This is a genomic window from Rahnella selenatireducens, assembly GCF_046449555.1.
Taxonomy (GTDB): Bacteria; Pseudomonadota; Gammaproteobacteria; order Enterobacterales; family Enterobacteriaceae; genus Rahnella; species Rahnella selenatireducens.
This window is the reverse complement of sequence record NZ_JBKEZJ010000014.1, coordinates 59,488-79,119: the sequence shown is the minus strand read 5'-3', so window position 1 is coordinate 79,119 and position 19,632 is coordinate 59,488. Positions and strand designations below refer to the sequence as shown.

At 54.5% G+C, this 19,632-nt stretch carries 19 protein-coding genes; 9 read left to right on the top strand and 10 right to left on the bottom strand.

Annotation, left to right across the window (positions count from 1 at the left end):
- Positions 1-215 precede the first annotated feature (215 nt).
- Both corA and ACLBVC_RS20240 read left to right on the top strand, forming a co-directional pair.
- Entirely contained in the window at positions 216-1,166 is a 951-nt protein-coding gene (gene corA, locus ACLBVC_RS20245; protein WP_410151126.1) for a magnesium/cobalt transporter CorA, read from the top strand.
- A gap of 139 nt (positions 1,167-1,305) precedes the next feature.
- Positions 1,306-2,373, top strand: coding sequence for an AbrB family transcriptional regulator (locus ACLBVC_RS20240; RefSeq protein ID WP_410151125.1), 1,068 nt, complete (start codon positions 1,306-1,308; stop codon positions 2,371-2,373).
- Here ACLBVC_RS20240 and rarD read toward each other — a convergent pair.
- Together rarD and ACLBVC_RS20230 are read right to left on the bottom strand one after the other, a co-directional pair.
- On the bottom strand, positions 2,338-3,252 hold the full coding sequence (gene rarD / locus ACLBVC_RS20235; protein ID WP_410151124.1) for an EamA family transporter RarD: 915 nt from the start codon (positions 3,250-3,252) through the stop codon (positions 2,338-2,340). The two genes, ACLBVC_RS20240 and rarD, sit on opposite strands and share 36 nt — an antisense overlap.
- Before the next feature lie 101 nt (positions 3,253-3,353).
- Positions 3,354-3,836: a thioesterase family protein gene (locus ACLBVC_RS20230; RefSeq protein WP_410151123.1), complete on the bottom strand. Its 483-nt coding sequence runs from the start codon at positions 3,834-3,836 to the stop codon at positions 3,354-3,356.
- Positions 3,837-4,087: 251 nt separating this feature from the next.
- Between ACLBVC_RS20230 and pldA the strand changes: the two genes are divergently transcribed.
- The 3 genes from pldA (at position 4,088) to rhtC (ending at position 7,584) form a co-directional block, all read left to right on the top strand.
- Positions 4,088-4,966 carry a phospholipase A gene (pldA, locus tag ACLBVC_RS20225; protein ID WP_410151122.1) on the top strand — a complete coding sequence of 293 codons (879 nt, stop codon included), beginning with the start codon at positions 4,088-4,090 and terminating at the stop codon, positions 4,964-4,966.
- Between the two features lie 128 nt (positions 4,967-5,094).
- Positions 5,095-6,927, top strand: coding sequence for an ATP-dependent DNA helicase RecQ (gene recQ / locus ACLBVC_RS20220; protein ID WP_410151121.1), 1,833 nt, complete (start codon positions 5,095-5,097; stop codon positions 6,925-6,927).
- 39 nt (positions 6,928-6,966) lie between these two features.
- Positions 6,967-7,584: a threonine export protein RhtC gene (rhtC, locus tag ACLBVC_RS20215; RefSeq protein WP_410151120.1), complete on the top strand. Its 618-nt coding sequence runs from the start codon at positions 6,967-6,969 to the stop codon at positions 7,582-7,584.
- A gap of 63 nt (positions 7,585-7,647) precedes the next feature.
- Here rhtC and rhtB read toward each other — a convergent pair whose 3' ends face one another.
- Positions 7,648-8,268: a homoserine/homoserine lactone efflux protein gene (gene rhtB, locus ACLBVC_RS20210; RefSeq protein WP_101079436.1), complete on the bottom strand. Its 621-nt coding sequence runs from the start codon at positions 8,266-8,268 to the stop codon at positions 7,648-7,650.
- Between the two features lie 121 nt (positions 8,269-8,389).
- On the opposite strand from rhtB, the gene pldB reads away from it, so the two are divergent.
- Complete coding sequence (gene pldB, locus ACLBVC_RS20205; RefSeq protein ID WP_410151119.1) at positions 8,390-9,382, top strand: lysophospholipase L2; 993 nt, start codon at positions 8,390-8,392, stop codon at positions 9,380-9,382.
- A 48-nt stretch (positions 9,383-9,430) separates the two neighbouring features.
- Positions 9,431-10,234, top strand: coding sequence for a sugar/pyridoxal phosphate phosphatase YigL (yigL, locus tag ACLBVC_RS20200; RefSeq protein ID WP_195816062.1), 804 nt, complete (start codon positions 9,431-9,433; stop codon positions 10,232-10,234).
- Between the two features lie 70 nt (positions 10,235-10,304).
- On the opposite strand, the gene glpT is transcribed toward yigL, so the two are convergent.
- The 3 genes from glpT to ACLBVC_RS20185 all read right to left on the bottom strand — a co-directional run bounded on the left by glpT (position 10,305) and on the right by ACLBVC_RS20185 (position 13,263).
- Positions 10,305-11,657 (bottom strand): glycerol-3-phosphate transporter, encoded by a 1,353-nt coding sequence (gene glpT / locus ACLBVC_RS20195; RefSeq protein ID WP_195825729.1) that lies wholly within the window; start codon positions 11,655-11,657, stop codon positions 10,305-10,307.
- A 239-nt stretch (positions 11,658-11,896) separates the two neighbouring features.
- Positions 11,897-12,460, bottom strand: a complete 564-nt coding sequence (locus ACLBVC_RS20190; RefSeq protein WP_410151118.1) for a DcrB family lipoprotein — start codon at positions 12,458-12,460, stop codon at positions 11,897-11,899.
- 131 nt (positions 12,461-12,591) lie between these two features.
- The gene (locus ACLBVC_RS20185) at positions 12,592-13,263 is read right to left on the bottom strand and encodes a 7-cyano-7-deazaguanine/7-aminomethyl-7-deazaguanine transporter (RefSeq protein ID WP_410151117.1); all 672 of its coding nucleotides are present in this window, start codon (positions 13,261-13,263) and stop codon (positions 12,592-12,594) included.
- 225 nt (positions 13,264-13,488) lie between these two features.
- Between ACLBVC_RS20185 and tusA the strand changes: the two genes are divergently transcribed.
- Positions 13,489-13,749: a sulfurtransferase TusA gene (gene tusA / locus ACLBVC_RS20180; protein WP_410151116.1), complete on the top strand. Its 261-nt coding sequence runs from the start codon at positions 13,489-13,491 to the stop codon at positions 13,747-13,749.
- 17 nt (positions 13,750-13,766) lie between these two features.
- Here the strand turns inward: tusA and ACLBVC_RS20175 are convergent, their stop codons facing one another.
- From ACLBVC_RS20175 to rsmD, 4 genes are all read right to left on the bottom strand, one after another.
- Entirely contained in the window at positions 13,767-16,136 is a 2,370-nt protein-coding gene (locus ACLBVC_RS20175) for a zinc/cadmium/mercury/lead-transporting ATPase (RefSeq protein ID WP_410151115.1), read from the bottom strand.
- A gap of 116 nt (positions 16,137-16,252) precedes the next feature.
- On the bottom strand, positions 16,253-16,879 hold the full coding sequence (locus ACLBVC_RS20170; protein ID WP_195816057.1) for a lysoplasmalogenase: 627 nt from the start codon (positions 16,877-16,879) through the stop codon (positions 16,253-16,255).
- 220 nt (positions 16,880-17,099) lie between these two features.
- On the bottom strand, positions 17,100-17,378 hold the full coding sequence (locus ACLBVC_RS20165) for a DUF1145 family protein (protein WP_152324792.1): 279 nt from the start codon (positions 17,376-17,378) through the stop codon (positions 17,100-17,102).
- A 1-nt stretch (position 17,379) separates the two neighbouring features.
- A complete protein-coding gene (rsmD, locus tag ACLBVC_RS20160; protein ID WP_410151114.1) occupies positions 17,380-17,991 on the bottom strand; it encodes a 16S rRNA (guanine(966)-N(2))-methyltransferase in 612 nt (203 codons plus the stop codon).
- Between the two features lie 226 nt (positions 17,992-18,217).
- On the opposite strand from rsmD, the gene ftsY reads away from it, so the two are divergent.
- A complete protein-coding gene (gene ftsY / locus ACLBVC_RS20155; RefSeq protein ID WP_410151113.1) occupies positions 18,218-19,630 on the top strand; it encodes a signal recognition particle-docking protein FtsY in 1,413 nt (470 codons plus the stop codon).
- Positions 19,631-19,632: the final 2 nt, after the last annotated feature.

The following is a 19,632-nucleotide window of genomic DNA, read 5'->3' as shown; positions in this document are numbered from 1 at the left end:
CCCAGTAGATACTGGCTCAATAACCTGTTCATTAGGTACCACTTCTAAGGCCCTCCTCTTTGCTGATGGCCTTAGTGGTTGTCAGCGACCCCCGTTTTGTCGCTGTGAGTCAGATCTGAATTTGGTCTGAATTGCGCCGGTGACATCTCTCACCTCGTGATTTTCTGTGCTTCAACGCGTTGTCCACTTTCCGTAATTTTTGGGAGAACGGGCACATGCTGAGTGCTTTTAAATTAGAAAACAGCCGCTTATCCCGTTTAGAGCTGGACGAGTCAGACGATCTCAAAACCTCATTGTGGGTCGATTTGGTTGAACCTGACGATCAGGAGCGCGAACGCGTTCAATGTGAATTAGGGCAAAGCCTGGCCACGCGGCCTGAACTGGACGATATCGAAGCTTCCGCACGTTTCTTTGAAGATGACGACGGCCTGCATATTCACTCCTTTTTCTATTATGAAGACGCTGAAGACCACGCGGGCAACAGTACCGTCGCCTTTACCGTGCGCGAAGGGCGTCTATATACCCTGCGTGAGCGCGAATTACCGGCATTTCGTCTCTACCGTATGCGCGCCAGAAACCAGAAACTGGTCGATGGCAACGCGTATGAACTGCTGCTGGATTTGTTCGAAACCAAAATCGAACAGCTGGCGGATGAGATTGAAAATATCTACAGCGATCTGGAAAAACTCAGCCGCGTGATCATGGAAGGGCATCAGGGCGACGAATACGACGCCGCGCTTTCCACGTTGGCGGAGCTGGAAGATATCGGCTGGAAAGTTCGGTTGTGTCTGATGGATACCCAGCGCGCACTGAATTTCCTGGTGCGTAAAGCGCGCCTGCCTGCGGGCCAGCTGGAACAGGCGCGTGAAGTGTTGCGCGATATCGAATCCCTGTTGCCGCACAACGAATCTCTGTTCCAGAAAGTGAACTTCCTGATGCAGGCGGCGATGGGCTTTATCAACATCGAACAGAACCGCATCATCAAGATCTTCTCGGTGGTTTCGGTCGTCTTCCTGCCGCCAACGCTGGTGGCATCCAGCTACGGAATGAACTTCGAATTCATGCCGGAACTGAAATGGTCATTCGGTTATCCGGGCGCGATTGCCCTGATGATCCTCGCCGGACTGGCACCTTACCTGTACTTCAAACGTAAAAACTGGCTATAACCGGTCAGACAAAATATCCCCCTCTTGCGCCTCGTCGCGGCGGGGGATTCCATCTTTGTTGTGTCTTTGCGGTTCCCTCTCCTGTTTAAAATATGTTAATAAAGAGCGCTGAATTCTCTTAAAAAACAGACCAACTGCCATGTTAATGGAAAGGATGGCTCCGGCGGGCCAGTGGATAATCCTCGTCGTTTCCTCGCTGATTCTCGGTATTATTTTTCAAACATTCCATGTTCCGGCCGCGCTGTTACTCGGGCCGATGATTGTCGGCGTGCTGATGGGGTTGCTGGGCGCCAGTGTGCGCATTCATCCGCTGTTCTTCAAAATCTCGCAGGGCGTGTTGGGCTGCATGATTGCACAAAGCCTTTCGCCGTCAATTTTACCTCCGCTTCTGAATGACTGGCCGCTTGTGCTGATGGTGCTCGTGGCGACGCTGCTGGCCAGCGGGTTGTCCGGCTGGCTGCTGGTGCGGTTTAGTCAATTACCGGGGCCGACCGGCGCGTGGGGTTCTTCCCCCGGCGGTGCCAGCGCAATGGTGGCGATGGCCGGTGATTTCGGCGCGGACGTTCGTCTGGTCGCGTTCATGCAGTATCTACGGGTGTTGTTCGTTGCCACGGCAGCGGCGTTCGTGGCACGTGTGAGCATGGGCGACAGTGCGTCGCTGGCGGCGGCCGTTGTCTGGTTTCCGCCGCTGACCTGGCGGTTCTTCGCCACCGTTTTTCTGGCGCTGGCCGGTGTCTGGCTCGGGCCGCGTTTGCGTATTCCTTCCGGCGCACTTCTGCTTCCGGCCGTCGTCGGCGCGGTGCTGCATTCCACCGGCACTGTCACTTTAGAAGTACCCGAATGGCTGCTGGCGATGGCGTACACGCTGATTGGCTGGAGCGTCGGCCTGCGCTTCACCCGGCCTATCTTCAAACTGGCGCTGCGCACATTGCCGCAGATGATTGCGTCGATTATCGGCCTGATGCTGATTTGCGGGGGAATGGCGTGGGTGCTGACGAAGTTACTGCATGTGGATATGCTGACGGCGTATCTGGCGACCAGCCCCGGAGGGCTGGACACCGTCGCGATTATTGCAGCGGGAAGTCACGCGGATTTGGGCTTTGTGATGGCGATGCAGACGTTGCGTCTGATCACCATCCTCGTCACCGGCCCGGCGATGGCGCGTTTTATATCACGCAGCGCTGTGTCCGCATCTTCCTCGTCTTAAGCGGCCTTGCGTGTAAAGTGCATCGCCGATAAAGCACAGCAGTCCGACCCAGATAAAGCCGAACGTAATCAGCTGGGAAGGGTGAACGGTTTCGCCGTAGAACACCACCGCCAGCAGGAACATCAGCGTCGGGCCGAGATACTGGAAAAAGCCCAAGGTTGAAAGCTTCAGGCGCGCCGCAGCGGCGGTAAAGAACAGCAGCGGAATGGTGGTAATAATCCCGGCAGCCATCAGCAGTAAATCCAGCGACCACGGATTTGCCGCCAGGTTACTGGTCGGGCTGTGGGCGATAAAGAACAGATAAATCGCCGCCAGCGGCAGCAACCATAGCGTTTCAATCAACATACCTGTCTGGGAATCAACGCCAATTTTCTTACGCAGCAAACCGTAGAACGCGAATGTCAGTGACAATCCGATCGCGATAACAGGTACGGAGCCAAATATCCAGACTTGCACCAGAACACCGGCGAAGGCCAGCGCCACGGCAAACCATTGCAAACGGCGGAACCGCTCCCGCAAAAACAGCATCCCCAGCACCACGTTGACCAGCGGGTTGATAAAATAGCCCAGGCTGGCTTCCAGAATATGGTCGTGATTAATGGCCCAGATGAAAATCAGCCAGTTCCCACCGACAAGCAGCGCGGTGATGAGTAACATGCCGACTTTCTTCGGTTGTGCGAGCACCCGATGGACATCGCTCCAGCTGCGGCTGACCGACAGAAGCACTAGCATGAAGAAGAATGACCAGATCACCCGGTGCGTCAGAATTTCATCCGCAGGAACCTGTTTGATGAGCTTGAAGTACGCCGGAGCGATCCCCCAGATCAGATAGGCAACAAAGGCAAAAATAATGCCCTGCCGGGTACGGTGTGCGTCCATGTGGGTGCCTGAAAAAGATAAAGAGAAAAGAAGCGCAAGTTTACCTGATTTATTGCAGCAGATTGCGCTTCTGATGCGCTGAAAGCACAACGCGCTTAGCGTCAGCCCACCATGTAAGTGGCGGTAGTGGTGGCGATATGAACGCCGGTATCGCTGTGCAAATCCACGCGTGCTACCGAAATTTTGTTCCCGGCGCGGATCAGGCTGCTGGAGGCGATGAAGAACTCGCCGCGTCCCGGACGCAGATAATCCACGCGCAGGTCAATGGTGCCCATTTTTGATAAACGCTGGCGCATCTCGGCTTCCAGCAAAGGATGATCGGGTTTATCGCGGCGGATCAGAGAACTGGTCACACACACCAACCCGGCGGCGACGTCCAGAACGGCGGCAATCACGCCACCGTGTAAGATTTTTTGTGCGGCGTTACCGACCAGCTTGGTCTGATTGGAAAATTTCAGCTCAGCGTAATTAACGTCGAGGCGTTTCAGTTCGAGCCCAAGTTCGCGGTTAAACGGCATGTCATAAACGAAAATATCGCCGATCAGTTGCAGGGCAGCCTCGTGGCTGAGGGATGAAGCAGGCATGGAGTGATTCCTGACGAAAATGTAAGACGCTTATGTTCGCCGAAAAAGTTAACGGGATGTTGATTTTAGGTGCGGGAGAAAGGGAATTCCAGAGTGCGACCGATAAATGTATTCAGTGGTCATGTTGAAATGTATTTGTGTGTAAAATGTTCCGCTTTGGATTTCCGGACTTAAGTCAGCAGGAAACCGGCCAGGTAGCAGGCCAGTAAACAATAACTCTTTTTAAAATTTTAGGGCGAGGGTAAGGAAAAATGCGTAAAAATTGGGCTGTCGGTGCCGCCATTCTGGCGTTGCCAGCGTTGGGCTATGCGGCTGAGGCCACCATTCAGGAAGTGCATGATAAACCGGCCGTTCGCGGCAGTATTATCGCCAGTATGTTGCAGGATCACGACAACCCGTTCACGCTTTATCCTTACGAATCAAACTATTTGCTGTATACCGACACCAGCAATATTAACAAAAAAGCCATTCAGTCTTATGACTGGGCGGACAATGCCAAGCACGATGAAGTTGAGTTCCAGCTGAGCCTGGCATTCCCTCTGTGGCGCGGTATTGCCGGGGATAACTCGGTGCTCGGCGCGTCTTATACGCAGAAATCGTTCTGGCAGCTTTCCAACCGTGGCGAGTCTTCACCGTTCCGCGAAACTAACTATGAGCCGCAACTGTTCCTGGCCTGGGCGACGGATTACGACTTCCTGGGCTGGACGTTACGCGAAGCCGAATACGGCGTTAATCACGATTCCAACGGGCGTTCTGACCCGACTTCGCGCAGCTGGAACCGCGTCTATGCGCGCTTTATGGCGCAACATGGCAACTGGCAGGTCGATGTCAAACCCTGGTATCGCCTGCCGGAAAGTGACAAAAATGACGATAATCCGGACATCACCAAATACATGGGGTATTACCGTCTCAAAGTCGGTTATGCCCTCGGTGACAGCGTGTTCAGCGTCGAAAGCCGCTACAACTGGAACACCGGCTACGGCGGCGCGACTACGGGCTGGAGCTATCCGATCAGCAAACACGTTCGCTTCTACACGCAGGTGTTCAGCGGTTACGGTGAATCGTTAATCGACTACAACCACAAGCAAACTCGCGTCGGTGTCGGTATCATGCTTAACGACATGATGTAATATCCGTCATACTCAGGTTGCATGCCCTTTGGCTGCAACCTGAATTATTTAGGGTATATTATGTCGGTGCAGTACAGCCCCGGCGGCTTTAGGGTTTAGCCGGGTGGTTTGAACAGTTGGGGAATTGAGTGTCTACGGCGGCAGTGATAAACAAAGAAGAGCTGGCTCATCAGGTATTACGCGATACCTTCGGCTATCAGCAATTCAGACCAGGCCAGCAAACTATCATCAATACCGCCATTTCTGGCCGGGATTGTCTGGTTGTGATGCCGACCGGCGGCGGTAAATCGCTGTGCTACCAAATCCCTGCGCTGGTGATGGACGGCCTGACGCTGGTCGTTTCCCCGCTCATCTCTCTGATGAAAGATCAGGTTGATCAGCTGATGGCGGCAGGCGTTGAAGCGGGATGCCTGAACTCCACGCAAACCCGCGAGCAACAGCAGGAAGTGATGACCGGTTGCCGTACGGGCCGTATCAAAATGCTGTATATCGCGCCGGAACGCCTTATGATGGGCGACTTCCTCGAACAACTGCAACAGTGGAATCCGGCCATGCTGGCCGTCGATGAAGCCCACTGTATTTCCCAATGGGGCCACGATTTCCGTCCGGAATATCGCGCGCTCGGCCAGCTGAAGCTGCGCTACCCGCAATTACCGGTGATCGCGCTGACCGCGACCGCCGATGAAGCCACCCGTAACGACATTGTTCGTCTGCTTGAGCTGAACGATCCGCTGATTCAGGTCAGCAGCTTCGATCGCCCGAACATCCGTTACACGCTGGTGGAAAAGTTTAAACCGCTCGATCAGCTGATCCGTTTTGTGCAGGACCAGCGCGGTAAAAGCGGCATTATTTATTGCAACAGCCGCGCCAAAGTTGAAGACACCGCCGCGCGTCTGCAAAGTCGAGGGCTGAGCGTCGGCGCGTATCACGCCGGTCTGGACAATGAAACCCGCGCCCGCGTGCAGGAAGGTTTCCAGCGCGATGACCTGCAAATTGTGGTTGCGACCGTCGCATTCGGAATGGGCATCAACAAACCGAACGTCCGTTTTGTGGTTCACTTTGATATTCCGCGCACCATCGAGTCTTACTATCAGGAAACCGGGCGAGCAGGACGTGATGGTCTGCCTGCCGAAGCGGTGTTGTTGTATGACCCGGCGGATATGGCGTGGCTGCGCCGCTGTCTGGAAGAAAAACCGGCCGGTGCGCAACAGGATGTGGAACGCCACAAACTGAATGCGATGAACGCATTTGCCGAGGCACAAACCTGCCGCCGTCTGGTGCTGCTTAACTATTTTGGTGAAGGCAAACAGAACGCCTGCGGCAACTGCGACGTCTGCCTTGACCCGCCAAAACGCTACGACGGCCTGCTGGACGCGCAAAAAGCGCTGTCGGTGGTGGCGCGCGTCGGGCAACGCTTTGGTTTGGGTTACGTGGTCGAAGTGCTGCGCGGATCGAACAACCAGCGTATCCGCGAATACGGGCACGAAAAACTGACCGTCTACGGCATCGGTAAAGAGCACAGCAACGAGCATTGGACCAGCGTGGTACGCCAGCTGATCCATCTCGGGCTGATTACTCAGAACATCGCCATGCATTCGGCGCTACAACTGACCGAATCTGCCCGTCCGGTATTGCGCGGCGAAATTCCGTTGCAACTGGCGGTGCCGCGTATTCAGACGCTGAAAATTAAAAGCACATCACGCCAGAAAACCTATGGCGGAAATTACGATCACAAGCTGTTTGCCAAATTGCGCAAACTGCGTAAATCGCTGGCGGATGAAAATAACGTGCCGCCGTACGTGGTCTTTAATGACACGACGCTGCTGGAAATGGCAGAACATCTGCCAGTCAGCCCGAGCGATTTGCTGGACATTACCGGCGTCGGTCAGCGTAAGCTCGAGAAATTCGGGCGGCCATTTATGACGATGATCCGCGACCATATCGATAACGGCGACGAGTAACAGAATTCAGTTCCCTACACATAAAACAGAGAGTTAATCATGCTGATGCTATTCCTGACGGTTGCGATGGTCCATCTGATCGCGCTGATGAGTCCGGGGCCGGACTTCTTCTTTGTCTCGCAAACGGCGGCCAGCCGTTCACGCAAAGAAGCCATGATGGGTGTGATTGGTATTACGCTGGGTGTGCTGGTCTGGGCGGCGGTTGCGCTGATGGGCTTACACTTGATTCTGCAAAAAATGGCGTGGCTGCACCAGATTATCACCGTCGGCGGTGGCTTGTACCTGTGCTGGATGGGTTGGCAGTTGCTGAAATCTGCACGGGCTAAAAAGCAGAATGACGATGAAACGCCAGTGGTTCTGCCCGCGCGTGGCAGGACTTTTATGCGTGGCCTGCTGACTAACCTCTCGAACCCGAAAGCCGTGATTTACTTCGGCAGCGTGTTTTCTATGTTCGTTGGTGACAGCGTCAGCGGCGGCGAGCGTCTGGGTATCTTCCTGCTGATCGTGGTGGAAACGCTGGCGTGGTTCTCTTTAGTGGCGATGGTGTTTGCGTTGCCGAAAATGCGCCGTGGTTATCAGCGTTTGGCGAAATGGATCGACGGCATAGCGGGTGTGGTTTTCGCTGGCTTCGGCATTGCGCTGATCGTAAATCGCTGATTAAAACGCTCTGCACAAAAAAGGGTCCGGTGATTTGCCGGACCCTTTTTGCATTTCAGGGATTTACACTTTTCGCGCACTGGCCAACAAAACGCCAACCAGCATAAACAGCGAACCGAAAATCCGGTTCAGCAGCTGCATTTGCTTTGGGGCTTTTACCCAACCGGCGATTCTCGTGGCTAGCGTGGCGTAACCGATCATCACAATGATATCGACAACCACGGTGGTGACGCCCAATACCACGTATTGTGCAGCCTGCGGCTGGTGCGGAATGATAAACTGCGGGAATAGTGCGGCCAGAAACACAATGCTTTTGGGATTGGTCAGATTCACCAGAATGGCGCGTTTAAACAAACGGCGGCGCGGCATACTGCTGGCGAGTGCGTTCAGATCAATCGCACCGGCAGAACGCCACTGGCAGATACCCAGCCAGATTAGATAGGCGGCACCAAACCATTTCAGCAACTCAAAGGCGAGCAGTGATTGCGAAATCAGCGCGCCCAGCCCGATGCCGACCAGAACGATGTGGATCGACAAACCGAGCTGTAAACCGGCAATCGACGCCACTGCACCGCGGTAACCGTGGCTGATGCCGGTACTCATGGTGTTAATCGCGCCGGAACCCGGGGACAAACTTAAAATAGAAGTGGTGAGCAGGTAGGTTAACCACCAGTCCAAGGTCATTGTGAGACTCCCTGAATACGTTTTGTGTTGTTTTATGGCACAATACGCCATTGTCTATAATTGCGCTATAACTCACAAATAACACTTTCTTCCTCCCCGCCATGCGACTTTGGATTATTGAATGCCTGTAAATATTGCGAAGTGGTTAACACGTGAGAAAGAGTTCTCCGCCTTTGCGACCGGGCCTTTGCTCGATTTCTGGCAGCAACGCGAAGAAGGTGAGTTTAGCGGCGTCGATGACGTCCCGATCCGCTACGTTCGTTTCTGTTCGCCCTCACACGATAAAGTCATCGTGGTGTCACCGGGGCGTATTGAAAGCTACGTAAAATACCCGGAAGTGGCTTACGACTTATTCCACTGTGGTTACGATGTCATGATTCTCGATCACCGCGGTCAGGGGCGTTCGGGACGTATGCTCGAAGATCCGCACTGCGGCCATGTTCAGCATTTCGACGACTATGTTGACGATTTCGAAACTTTTTATCAGCTTGAAATCGCGCCACGTCAGTACGTGAAAAAGTTCGCGCTGGCCCATTCAATGGGGGGGGCAATTCTGGCGTTGTTTATGGCGAAGTATCCTGAGCGCTTCGATGCGGCGGCGTTATTAGCGCCGATGACGGGTATCTATCTGCCGATGCCGGGATGGGTTTCGCGGCGCATTCTCAACTGGGCGGAGAATCGTCCGGTTCGCCGTGATGGTTACGCGCTGGGTACCGGTCACTGGCGTCCGCTGCCGTTTGTGGTGAATCAGCTGACGCACAGCCGCGAGCGATATCGCCGTAATCTGCGTTTTTATGCGGATTACCCGGAACTCCAGGTCGGCGGACCTACGTATCACTGGGTGCGCGAAGGCATTGAGGCGGGCATGCACATCCTCAAAGAAGCCGAAAAAATCACGACCCCTGTTCTTTTATTGCAGGCGAGCGAAGACCGGGTGGTAGACAACCGGTCGCACCTCGCTTTTTGTCAGGCCATGGCCGCTGCGGGGCACCCTTGTGAAGGGGGAAAGCCGCTGGTCATCGAAGGCGCGCGCCATGAGATCCTGTTTGAGCGGGACGACCTGCGGGCACAGGCGCTGGACGCCATCATGCGCTTTTTTGCGCGACAGCATTAATCCGCGGTTCGCCGCGCACAACTCCATCAGAGGTTAGAACCTAACGCTATGTACCCTGTTGTTGCTTCCGATTTAGATGGCACACTGCTATCACCTGACCATACCCTGAGCCCGTTCGCGAAAGAGACGCTGAAATTGCTGACCCAGCGCGATGTGCATTTCGTGTTCGCGACCGGACGTCACCATATTGACGTTGCGCAGATGCGCGACAATCTCGAGATCAGCGCGTACATGATCACCTCAAACGGTGCGCGTGTGCATAACACCGACGGAGAGCTGATTTTCGCCCATAATCTCGATGAAGACATTGCCAAAGACCTGTTTGGCATCATGCACAACAATCCGGATATCCTGACCAACGTTTACCGTAACGACGACTGGTACATGAACCGTGACCGCGCCGATCAGGATGATTTTTTCCGTGAATCCGTTTTCAAATACAAACTTTATGAACCGGGTTTGCTGGAAACTGACGGCATCTGCAAAGTGTATTTCACCTGTGAAGATCACGAAAAATTGCTGCCACTCGAAGAAGCCATTAATGCGCGCTGGGGCGATCGTGTAAACGTCAGCTTCTCACTGCCGGTTTGTCTGGAAGTGATGGCGGGCGGCGTATCGAAAGGTCACGCGCTGGAATACGTGTCTAAACTGATGGGTTATACCTTGAAAGATTGCATCGCGTTTGGCGACGGTCTGAATGACCTGGAAATGCTGTCGATGGCGGGTAAAGGTTGCCTGATGAGTGGCTCATTGCCACGTCTGAAAGCGGCAATGCCGGATGCGGAAATCATTGGTTCCAACGCCGACGACGCCGTGCCGCATTACCTGCGCAAAATGTATTTGTCTGAATAATCGTTTCCTGAATCGTCATTGAAAAAGGCACCTTCCGGTGCCTTTTTGTTTTCTATGCTTTCAGCCTGAATCAGGCGTTTTTCGCCAGCTGCGCTTTGTGTTTATTTTCACTCAGCATCGTCAGTACCAGCAGAAGCACCGCCAGCACGCACCCGGCGATCATCACGATAAAGCCGCCATCCCAGCCGAAGAAATCAACGGTATAGCCGACGATAGCGCTCGCCGCCACTGAACCGCCGAGATAGCCAAACAGGCCGGTAAAGCCCGCCGCCGTCCCCGCCGCTTTCTTCGGTGCCAGTTCCAGCGCATGCAAGCCAATCAGCATGACCGGGCCATAAATCAGGAAGCCGATGGTGATCATACAGGCCATGTCGATACCCGGATTACCGACCGGATTCAGCCAGTAAATCACGGTGGCGATCGTCACCAATACCATAAAGAACACGCCGGTTGCGCCGCGATTTCCTTTGAAGACTTTATCCGACATCCAGCCGCACAGCAGCGTGCCCGGAATACCGGCATATTCATACAGGAAATACGCCCACGAGGATTTATCCAGCGCGAAATGTTTCACCTCTTTCAGGTAAGTCGGTGACCAGTCCAGAATGCCGTAGCGCAGCAGGTAAACAAACACGTTGGCCAGCGCGATATACCACAGCAGCTTGTTGGGCAAAATGTACTGCATGAAGATCTGTTTTGCCGTCAGCTCCTGCTCGGCGGATTCTTTCACGTAGTCCGGCGGATAATCGTTTTTGTATTCTTCAATCGGCGGGAGACCACAGGACTGCGGGGTATCGCGCATCGTCATGAACGCGAAAACGGCCAGCAAGATTGCGCCGAACGCGGGCATATACAGCGCCGCGTGCCAGTCGTTAAACCAGGCCATGCCCAGCAGGAACAGCAGCGGAGGAATGCCGCCGCCGACGTTATGCGCGCAGTTCCAGACGGAAACAATGCCGCCACGTTCTTTCTGCGACCACCAGTGAACCATCGTGCGTCCGCACGGCGGCCAGCCCATGCCCTGAAACCATCCGCACAGGAACAGCAGAACGAACATGATGGCGATGCTGGACGTGGCCCAAGGCACAAAGCCCATAAACAGCATTACGGCGGCGGCGAGGATTAAACCCGCAGGCAGAAATACGCGTGGATTCGAGCGGTCAGAAACCGATCCCATGATGAATTTAGAAATGCCGTAGGCGATAGAAATCCCGGACAACGCAAAGCCTAAATCACCCCGCGAAAAACCCTGATCGATGAGATAGGGCATCGCTAATGCGAAGTTTTTACGAACCAGATAGTAAGCGGCATAGCCGAAGAAGATCCCCATGAAAATCTGCCAGCGGAGACGGCGGTAGAGCGGATCAACGTGGTTTTCATCCACGGGCGCTTTATGGGGCGCGGGTTTGAAGATACTGAGCATAAATGCCTCCGATGGCATAAATCAGGTCTGACTCCTCATGAGCCAATGACGTAAGGGCGGTGCAAGGGTGTTCCAAAACGAACATGATTTTAGCAATTCGCGCACAAACGAACTGTGATTTATGACCGAAATGTTACATTTTTATTACAGGAGAGGCGGGTTTTGTGAGGGTGGGTAACAGCTTGGGACAAAAAAAGGCGAAGCCTGAGCCCCGCCTGATATTTTCGCAACATCTGAATTTACTGAATTTTCAGTGTATTAATAATTGCTTCGGCATCCGTCTGCGCCTGTTGCTGATTATCCGCTGGCAACGTGATTTGCAGCGTCAGCAGGTGGCTGTCGACCTTGCCCAGCACGATAGAGGAATACGCTTTCTGACCAGCAGAGGTGATGACGCTGTCGTACTGCTGCAACGTTTGACCGTTCACCTGAATCGCTTTATTAGTGACGACTTGCAGATTGGTATCGCGCGCTTTTTGCTGGTCCTGTAAACGACCCGCCAAAACGTCCAGTGACTCCGTGGTGTTATCACCCAGGATCACAATCACCGCTTTCTGGCCGGTGCTGTCTGCGTAGACGTGCATATTGTTTGCCTGAGTGCCCAGCTTACCGCTCTGGTCGCTCATTCCCTGCGGCAGGGAGAACGTCACTTTGCCATCCAGCAGACTGACTGGTGTGGTCGCCGTTGCGGCGGCGGCAGGTGCGCCTTTATCTGCAGCTGGCGCGTCTGTTGATTTACCATCACACGCAGCCAGACCGGCGATCAGTACTGCCATTCCCATCATTTTTGCGACATTACGCATCGGGCTTCCTTAAGTGGCCTGTCTATCAGGCTTACATGTTGACTTAACAGTCGTTATGGCAACCTATTCAGGCCACAAATGCAAGTCAGATTATGGCGCGATTTGTGTCATCTGAGACGCCGTCGTCACTCTTAGTGCGCGCTGACCGCGGAAGCCTTGTGATTTCCTTGCGCCGACAGCCGCTTAAGCAACATGTTGAGCAGCATGCCGTACATCGGCAGGAAGAACACCAGACAGATCAGCACTTTGAAGCTGTAATCCACCAGCGCGATTTCTACCCAGTGCGCTGCCATAAAGGCATCGGTACTTTTGTAGAACGCGATGAAGAAGAAGGACAGCGTATCGCTGATATTGCCGAGGAACATCGAGGCGACCGGCGCAATCCACCAGCGGCGGTTCTGGCGCAGGCGGTTAAATACGTGAACGTCGAGGATTTGTCCCAGCACGTAAGCCATAAAGCTGGCGGTCGCGATGCGGGCGACCATGATGTTCAGGCTGCTGAGCGCTTCAACGCCCTGCCACTGTGCTTCAAAGAACAGTGCGGAAATCACGTAAGAGATTGCCAGTGCCGGGATCATGACGGAAAGGATAATCCGGCGTGCCAGCGGTGCGCCAAAGATACGCACCGTGAGATCGGTAGCCAGGAAAATAAACGGAAAAGTGAACGCGCCCCAGGTGGTATGGAAACCAAAAATGGAGACAGGCAGCTGAACCAGATAGTTGCTGGACGTAATGATGGCGATGTGGAATAGCGAAAGCCATATCAACGCGGAAAACCGCTGTTGAGCAGTAAAAGAGTACATAGATGTGACCTTTTTTTATAAAAAAATTGGGGTGAGGGAACCCAAACGTATTTTTACTTCTGCACTGACTGAGTTATCACGTGCGGCGCGCATAGTACCTGTTTGCGCACCGTTTGCGCAACAGATTAGATGGTTAATTTTAGCGCAATGCGCCTTGTTTGTTGCACCAGAAAACCAGCGGGTTAAACTGTCGCGCATTCACGTATGAAGATGTTGAGACACGAAATGACCGACCCCTTTATCAATCCCGACCATCAGCTTGATGCGCTGGGTCTGCGTTGCCCGGAACCTGTGATGATGGTTCGCAAAACGGTGCGCACCATGAAAGATGGCGAAACACTGCTGATCTTCGCCGATGATCCGGCAACGACCCGCGATATTCCCGGTTTCTGCCGTTTTATGGAACACCGCCTGTTAGCGTCGGATACAGAAAACCTGCCGTACCGCTATTTGCTGTGCAAAGGTCTGGTGGAAAAGCAGGGCTGATTGCTCAGCCCTGACGGTCAGTGTGATTTCTTGCGCAACAGCCGCAAGGCATTGGCAGTGACTAACGCCGTTGCGCCGGAATCGGCCAGCACCGCCAGCCACAAACCGGTCAGCCCCATAATCGTGGTCACCAGAAATATCGCCTTCAGCCCCAGCGCAATGGTGATGTTCTGACGGATATTCGCCCGCGTTGCGCGTGATAAACTGATCATCTGCGCCAGCCCGCTCAGACGGTTGTGCGTCAGCGCCGCGTCGGCGGTTTCCAGTGCCACGTCGGTGCCACTTCCCATCGCAATTCCGATCGTAGCGGCTTTCATGGCGGGCGCATCGTTAATGCCGTCGCCGACCATTGCGACCGGTTTAACCGCATTCAGCGCGGTGACTGCCGAGACTTTGTCCACAGGCAATAAGCCCGCGCGGAACTCAATCCCAAGACGATCCGCGATAGTTTTCGCTGCACGCGGGTTGTCGCCGGTCAGCATCACCGCAGACACGCCCAGCGCTTTAAGTTTCTGCAACGCATTCACTGCATCGTCACGTAAACGATCCTGCATCGCGATGAGCCCGACCGCTGTTTCATCTTTTAAGACCACAACGACCGTTTTGCCGGTTGATTCCCAGTCCGTGATTTGCGCGCGGGCCTCCTGTGTCAGTACCGGTTCCGCAACACGCACTGGCGCGAGAACCTGAACCTTACTGCCAGACACCACGCCTTCCACGCCGGAACCGGCCAGTGCGCGGCGGTTCTGCGCCGTCATTGGAACCGGATTACTTTCTTGTGCACGGGTCAGAATCGCCTGCGCCAGCGGATGATGCGAACCTTCTTCAACGGCGGCCGCCAGGCTTAACAGTTCCTTTTCGCTGGTATCATTGAGCGCGAAAACGTCCGTAACTTCGGGTTTGCCTTCGGTCAGCGTGCCGGTTTTATCCAGCGCGACCGTTTCAATCAGCGCCAGCTGTTCCAGCGCCGCGCCTCCTTTGATTAACGCGCCCTGACGCGTTGCCGCCGCCAGACCGGAAGTAATCGCTGCCGGCGTGGAAATCACCAGCGCGCACGGGCAACCAATCAGCAGCAGCGTCAGGCCACGGTAAATCCAGGTTTCCCATGACAAGCCCATCGCCAGCGGCGGAATGACAATGACCAGCAGCGACAGCAGCATGATGACCGGTGTGTAATAACGGCTGAAGGTATCAAGGAAACGCTCGATCGGCGCACGGCGCTCATCGGCTTCTTCGATCAGTTGCAGTATGCGGTCAATCGCGCTGCTGCCGGGCGCGGAAGCCACTTCAAGGCGCGCCAGACGGTCAACGCACAGGCTTCCCGCCGGGATTTTTTCGCCGGGCTGATGTTCAACGGGTACTGATTCGCCGGTTAATGCGCTTTCATCGAAACTGGCGTGGCCTTGTAAAATGGCGTCTGCTGGCAGGCGCGCGCCCGCCGCGATTTCAATGATATCGCCGGGGCGCAGGCTGCTGACCGGCACCGTTTCTGTTTTGTCGTTCACCACGCGTACGGCGGTATCCGGGATCAGCGCCATCAGGGATTTCACGCCACTGCGTGCGCGGCTCGAGGCGAAGGATTCCAGACGCTCGCCCACCATAAACAGCAGCAACACCATCGCGGCTTCGGCGGTCGCGCCTATGAACAGCGCACCCAGCGCCGCAATGCTCATCAGCGTTTCGATAGCGAAGGGCGAACCGGAACGCGTCTGGCGGATGGCCTGACGCAGCACCGGCCACAGACCGACCAGCGTGGTGGCGATAAACGCGATTTCACCCCACTGCGGACTGACGTGATCGAGCGCCCAGCTCAGCAGCATCAGTACCGACAGGGCGATCAGCGGCAGCATTTCCTTCAGGCGGGAGGCTTCCGGTTCGGGCGCAGCGGTTTTTTTATCGAGAGATTGCAGGGTAAAACCTGCGGCGATGACGGCTTGCTGAACATCTTGTGAAATGTCATATCCCGCATCAATGACCAGTTTTTCTGTCGTAAATAACACTCTGGCGCGGCTGACGCCCTCGAGGCCGGAGACGGCATTTTCAATTTTACGGGCGCACGCGGGGCAATCCATTCCGGCGACTTTCCAGCTGTACTGTAAGTCACCGGAATGCGCGGCTTCGGGGGCATCTTCCCCCGGCGAGCCTTCTGCATTGCCGTCGCCAGAAGTGTGGGAGTGCTCACCTGACTTCGGTTTGCAGCAGCTTTCGGTAGTGCAACTGTCTGTGGCAGCGCTGGCCGAAACTGGCAGCGTTGTACGCGTGTCACAGCAGCCCGCAGGATGTGTACCGGGCTGAACTGGCGCGCTGATTTTATTGATACGCAGCGCGGGGCCGCGTTTGGCCTGACAGCCGCAGCTGCATCCGGTGTTTTTTTGAAGTGGGGTCATAGTGCCTCCGGTTTAAAACCGAGTGGAATTGCACTCAGTGTAAACGTTGGAGCCAGCTCTAAGGTCAAGAGGAATTTAAAACGGCAGATCCGGAACAGACCTGCCATAAGGAAGAATCACAAATACAGCGAGCGGACAATCAGGAAGTGGCCGCCGAAATAACACGCGGCAACCAGCGCGTCGGAGGCGCGGAAAGTGAAGCGATAACGGCTGATGAGCCAGAAAATATTCCCCAGCAACAGCAGCGCAGCGCCGCAAAACAGCGAGAATGCCATGTCGGTGCTGCGTGCGAAATACTGTTCACCCGCCAGCCAGACCATCAGCAGCGTCATCGCGATGTAAGTGGTCACTGCCCAGCGAAGTTCCGCAAGCCGCGTCCAGATTACCGCCAGTAATATCGCGCCGATAATCAGCAGCGTCAGCGGCAAAGGCCAGAAGAACGTAATCGTCATCTGGCTGGCAAAACTGAGCGTATACAGCAGATGCGAGAGGAAAAACGCCCCGATGGCGTACATAAACCGCTCTTCCGGCAGTAACAGCAGACCGTCTGCGACCAGCGTCGCGGCCAGACCCAGCAGGATCAGATAGCTGTAAACATTGAGCGTCGGTGCCTGCCAGGCGAGTAAAAGCAGCAATAATAAGGTGACGGGTTTGAATACCCAGCGTTGCCAGCGCGGGCCGCGATAGCTGGCGTCAACGAACAACCAGCCTGAGAAAAATACTGCAAGGAATGGCCAACTCATTGTTTATCCTTTTATATTTAAAAACAGAAGATAAAACCAACGCAAGGATCTGCCCTCAGAAAAACACATCCTGTTTTCCCGTACTTATTCTCAGTGTAGGAGAGGCGCGGTGCCGCAGACAATCAGAAATAACCTTATCAGGCCGTCTGTTCAGGCTGAGTTGAAGAATAGCAGCCGCAAAGGGGCTTTTTACGGCGCAGGACGCACCGTAAAACGGGGATTACTTTTTGGTGGGCAACGGAGGCTGTTTTTTCTGCCAGGCCAGCAATTCAAACACGCCGAACAGGAAAATACGGGTTTGCAGCCAGCCGCCAATGGTGTCTTTTTCCTTGCCCTGCGTGGCTTTCAGCAACATCACCTGCAAGCCGTGCATGAAGAACATGAACACAATCGCCACGTCTAAAAAGTATTTGATCGGCTTCGGGAAAGGGTGAATCAGGTTGAATGCCAGAAACGCCCAAATACACAACATCAACAACCGACCGATATTGATCAACATCTTACTGCTCCTGTTCTGGTGAGCCGGTTTCAGGCTTCACATCGCGATGGTATAGGCGATAAGCAACTTGTCCGGCGACTTTCTCACGGTGCAAACGCCAGCTGGCGGGGACATCCAGCGTGTCGTGTTCGGCTTCTGTTTCGACATAAATCCAGGCTTCGTCTGCCAGCCAGTTATTTTGCTCCAGCAGATTCAGCGTGTCTTGCAAAATACCTTTACGGAAAGGCGGATCGAGGAAAACCACATCAAAGGCATTCCCGGCTTTTGCCAGCCAGTTCAAAGTATTGACGTTAAAGACTTGCGCATCTTTGGCGTTTAGCAGCGCCAGGTTTTTCTCTAACTGTTGCGCAACCGGGCGCTCAAACTCCAGCAGTGTGGCGCTGGCGGCGTAGCGCGATAACGCTTCCAGACCGAGTGCGCCGCTGCCTGCAAAACAGTCCAGACAATGTGCGCCCTGCAAAACCGGCGCGAGCCAGTTAAACAGCGTTTCGCGCACGCGATCGGTGGTCGGGCGCAGTCCCGGACTGTGTGGAACCGGAAGTTTGCGTCCGCGCCAGAGACCGCCAATAATTCGGATCTGGCCTGCGGCTGGAGTGTTGGGTTTCTTTGCCATAGTTCGCTTGTGTAATCCAAAGCCGTCGGGCTTCGTTGCATATCGTTTGGAGGGCTATTCTACCGGTGTGCGGGCAATGGGCAAATGTTTAACATGGGCGATTGAAAAACCACCGGAATTCAATACGCGGGCGTGTTGCCGGAAGGGGAAAGTGATAGACTGCCCGACCATAACCCTATTAATAATCCGTTCGCCAATCATTAGCGGCGAGGAGTGAAGTTGTAAAATGGCAAAAGATAAAAAACGCGGTTTCTTCTCCTGGTTTGGCCGTGGCCGTCAGGAAGAAGAGCAGCAGAAAGAAGAAACACGCGTAGAGCCGCCGGTTGCCGAAGCGCCGCTGAGTGATACGCCTGCGCAGGAAGCACCTCCGGCCGCTGAAGAACCTCGCGAACAGGCAGCGGCTGAACTGGCTGAAGAAATTGTTCACATCACCGAACAGGTCGCGGCGCAGCCGGTCGTTGAAACTACTGTCGATGAAGTGCCGGTCGTTGCAGAAGTCATAGCCGAAGAACCGGTGCTTGTTCAAGAACAGGTTGTTGAAGACGAATTCGTTGAGTCAGCCGTTGAGATTGCAGAAGACGCCCGCGAAGATTCTCTCGACGCTATCGACGACAGCCTGGTTGTCGAAGAAGAACCTGTTGAAGAGGCGCCGCTGCCCGTTGCGCTCGATCCTATCGTTGTGCTGCCTGCCGCTGAAACTGAGCAGGAACGTCCGACGAAAGAAGGTTTCTTTGCCCGCCTGAAACGCAGTCTGGTTAAAACTAAGCAGAATCTCGGCTCCGGTTTTGTCGGCCTGTTCCGTGGTAAAAAAATCGACGACGATCTGTTTGAGGAACTGGAAGAACAGCTTCTGATCGCCGACGTGGGTGTTGAAACCACGCGTAAAATTATCACTTCGCTGACTGAACACGCTTCCCGCAAGCAGCTGAAGGACGCCGATGCGCTCTACGGCAAGCTGAAGGAAGAAATGTCCGAAATTCTGTCGAAAGTGGACGAGCCGCTGGATGTCAGCGGAAAAACCCCGTATGTCATTCTGATGGTTGGCGTGAACGGCGTCGGTAAAACAACCACCATCGGTAAGATGGCGCGTCAGTTTGAAGCGCAGGGCAAATCTGTAATGCTGGCGGCGGGTGATACTTTCCGTGCGGCGGCCGTTGAACAGTTGCAGGTCTGGGGGCAGCGCAACAAGATCCCGGTTATCGCTCAGCATACCGGTGCCGATTCCGCTTCCGTGATTTTCGATGCCATTCAGGCGGCGAAGGCCCGTAATATCGACGTCTTGATCGCCGATACCGCAGGGCGTTTGCAGAACAAAGCGCACCTGATGGAAGAGCTGAAGAAAATCGTCCGCGTGATGAAGAAACTCGACGAAGACGCACCGCATGAGGTTATGCTGACGCTCGACGCCAGTACCGGCCAGAATGCCGTCAGCCAGGCAAAATTGTTTAACGAAGCGGTCGGGCTTACCGGCATTACGTTGACTAAACTGGACGGCACCGCCAAAGGCGGCGTGATATTCGCCATCGCCGATCAGTTCAGTATTCCGATCCGTTATATCGGCGTCGGTGAAGGTATCGAAGATTTGAGGCCATTTAAGGCAGACGATTTTATTGAGGCACTTTTTGCCCGAGAGGATTAATA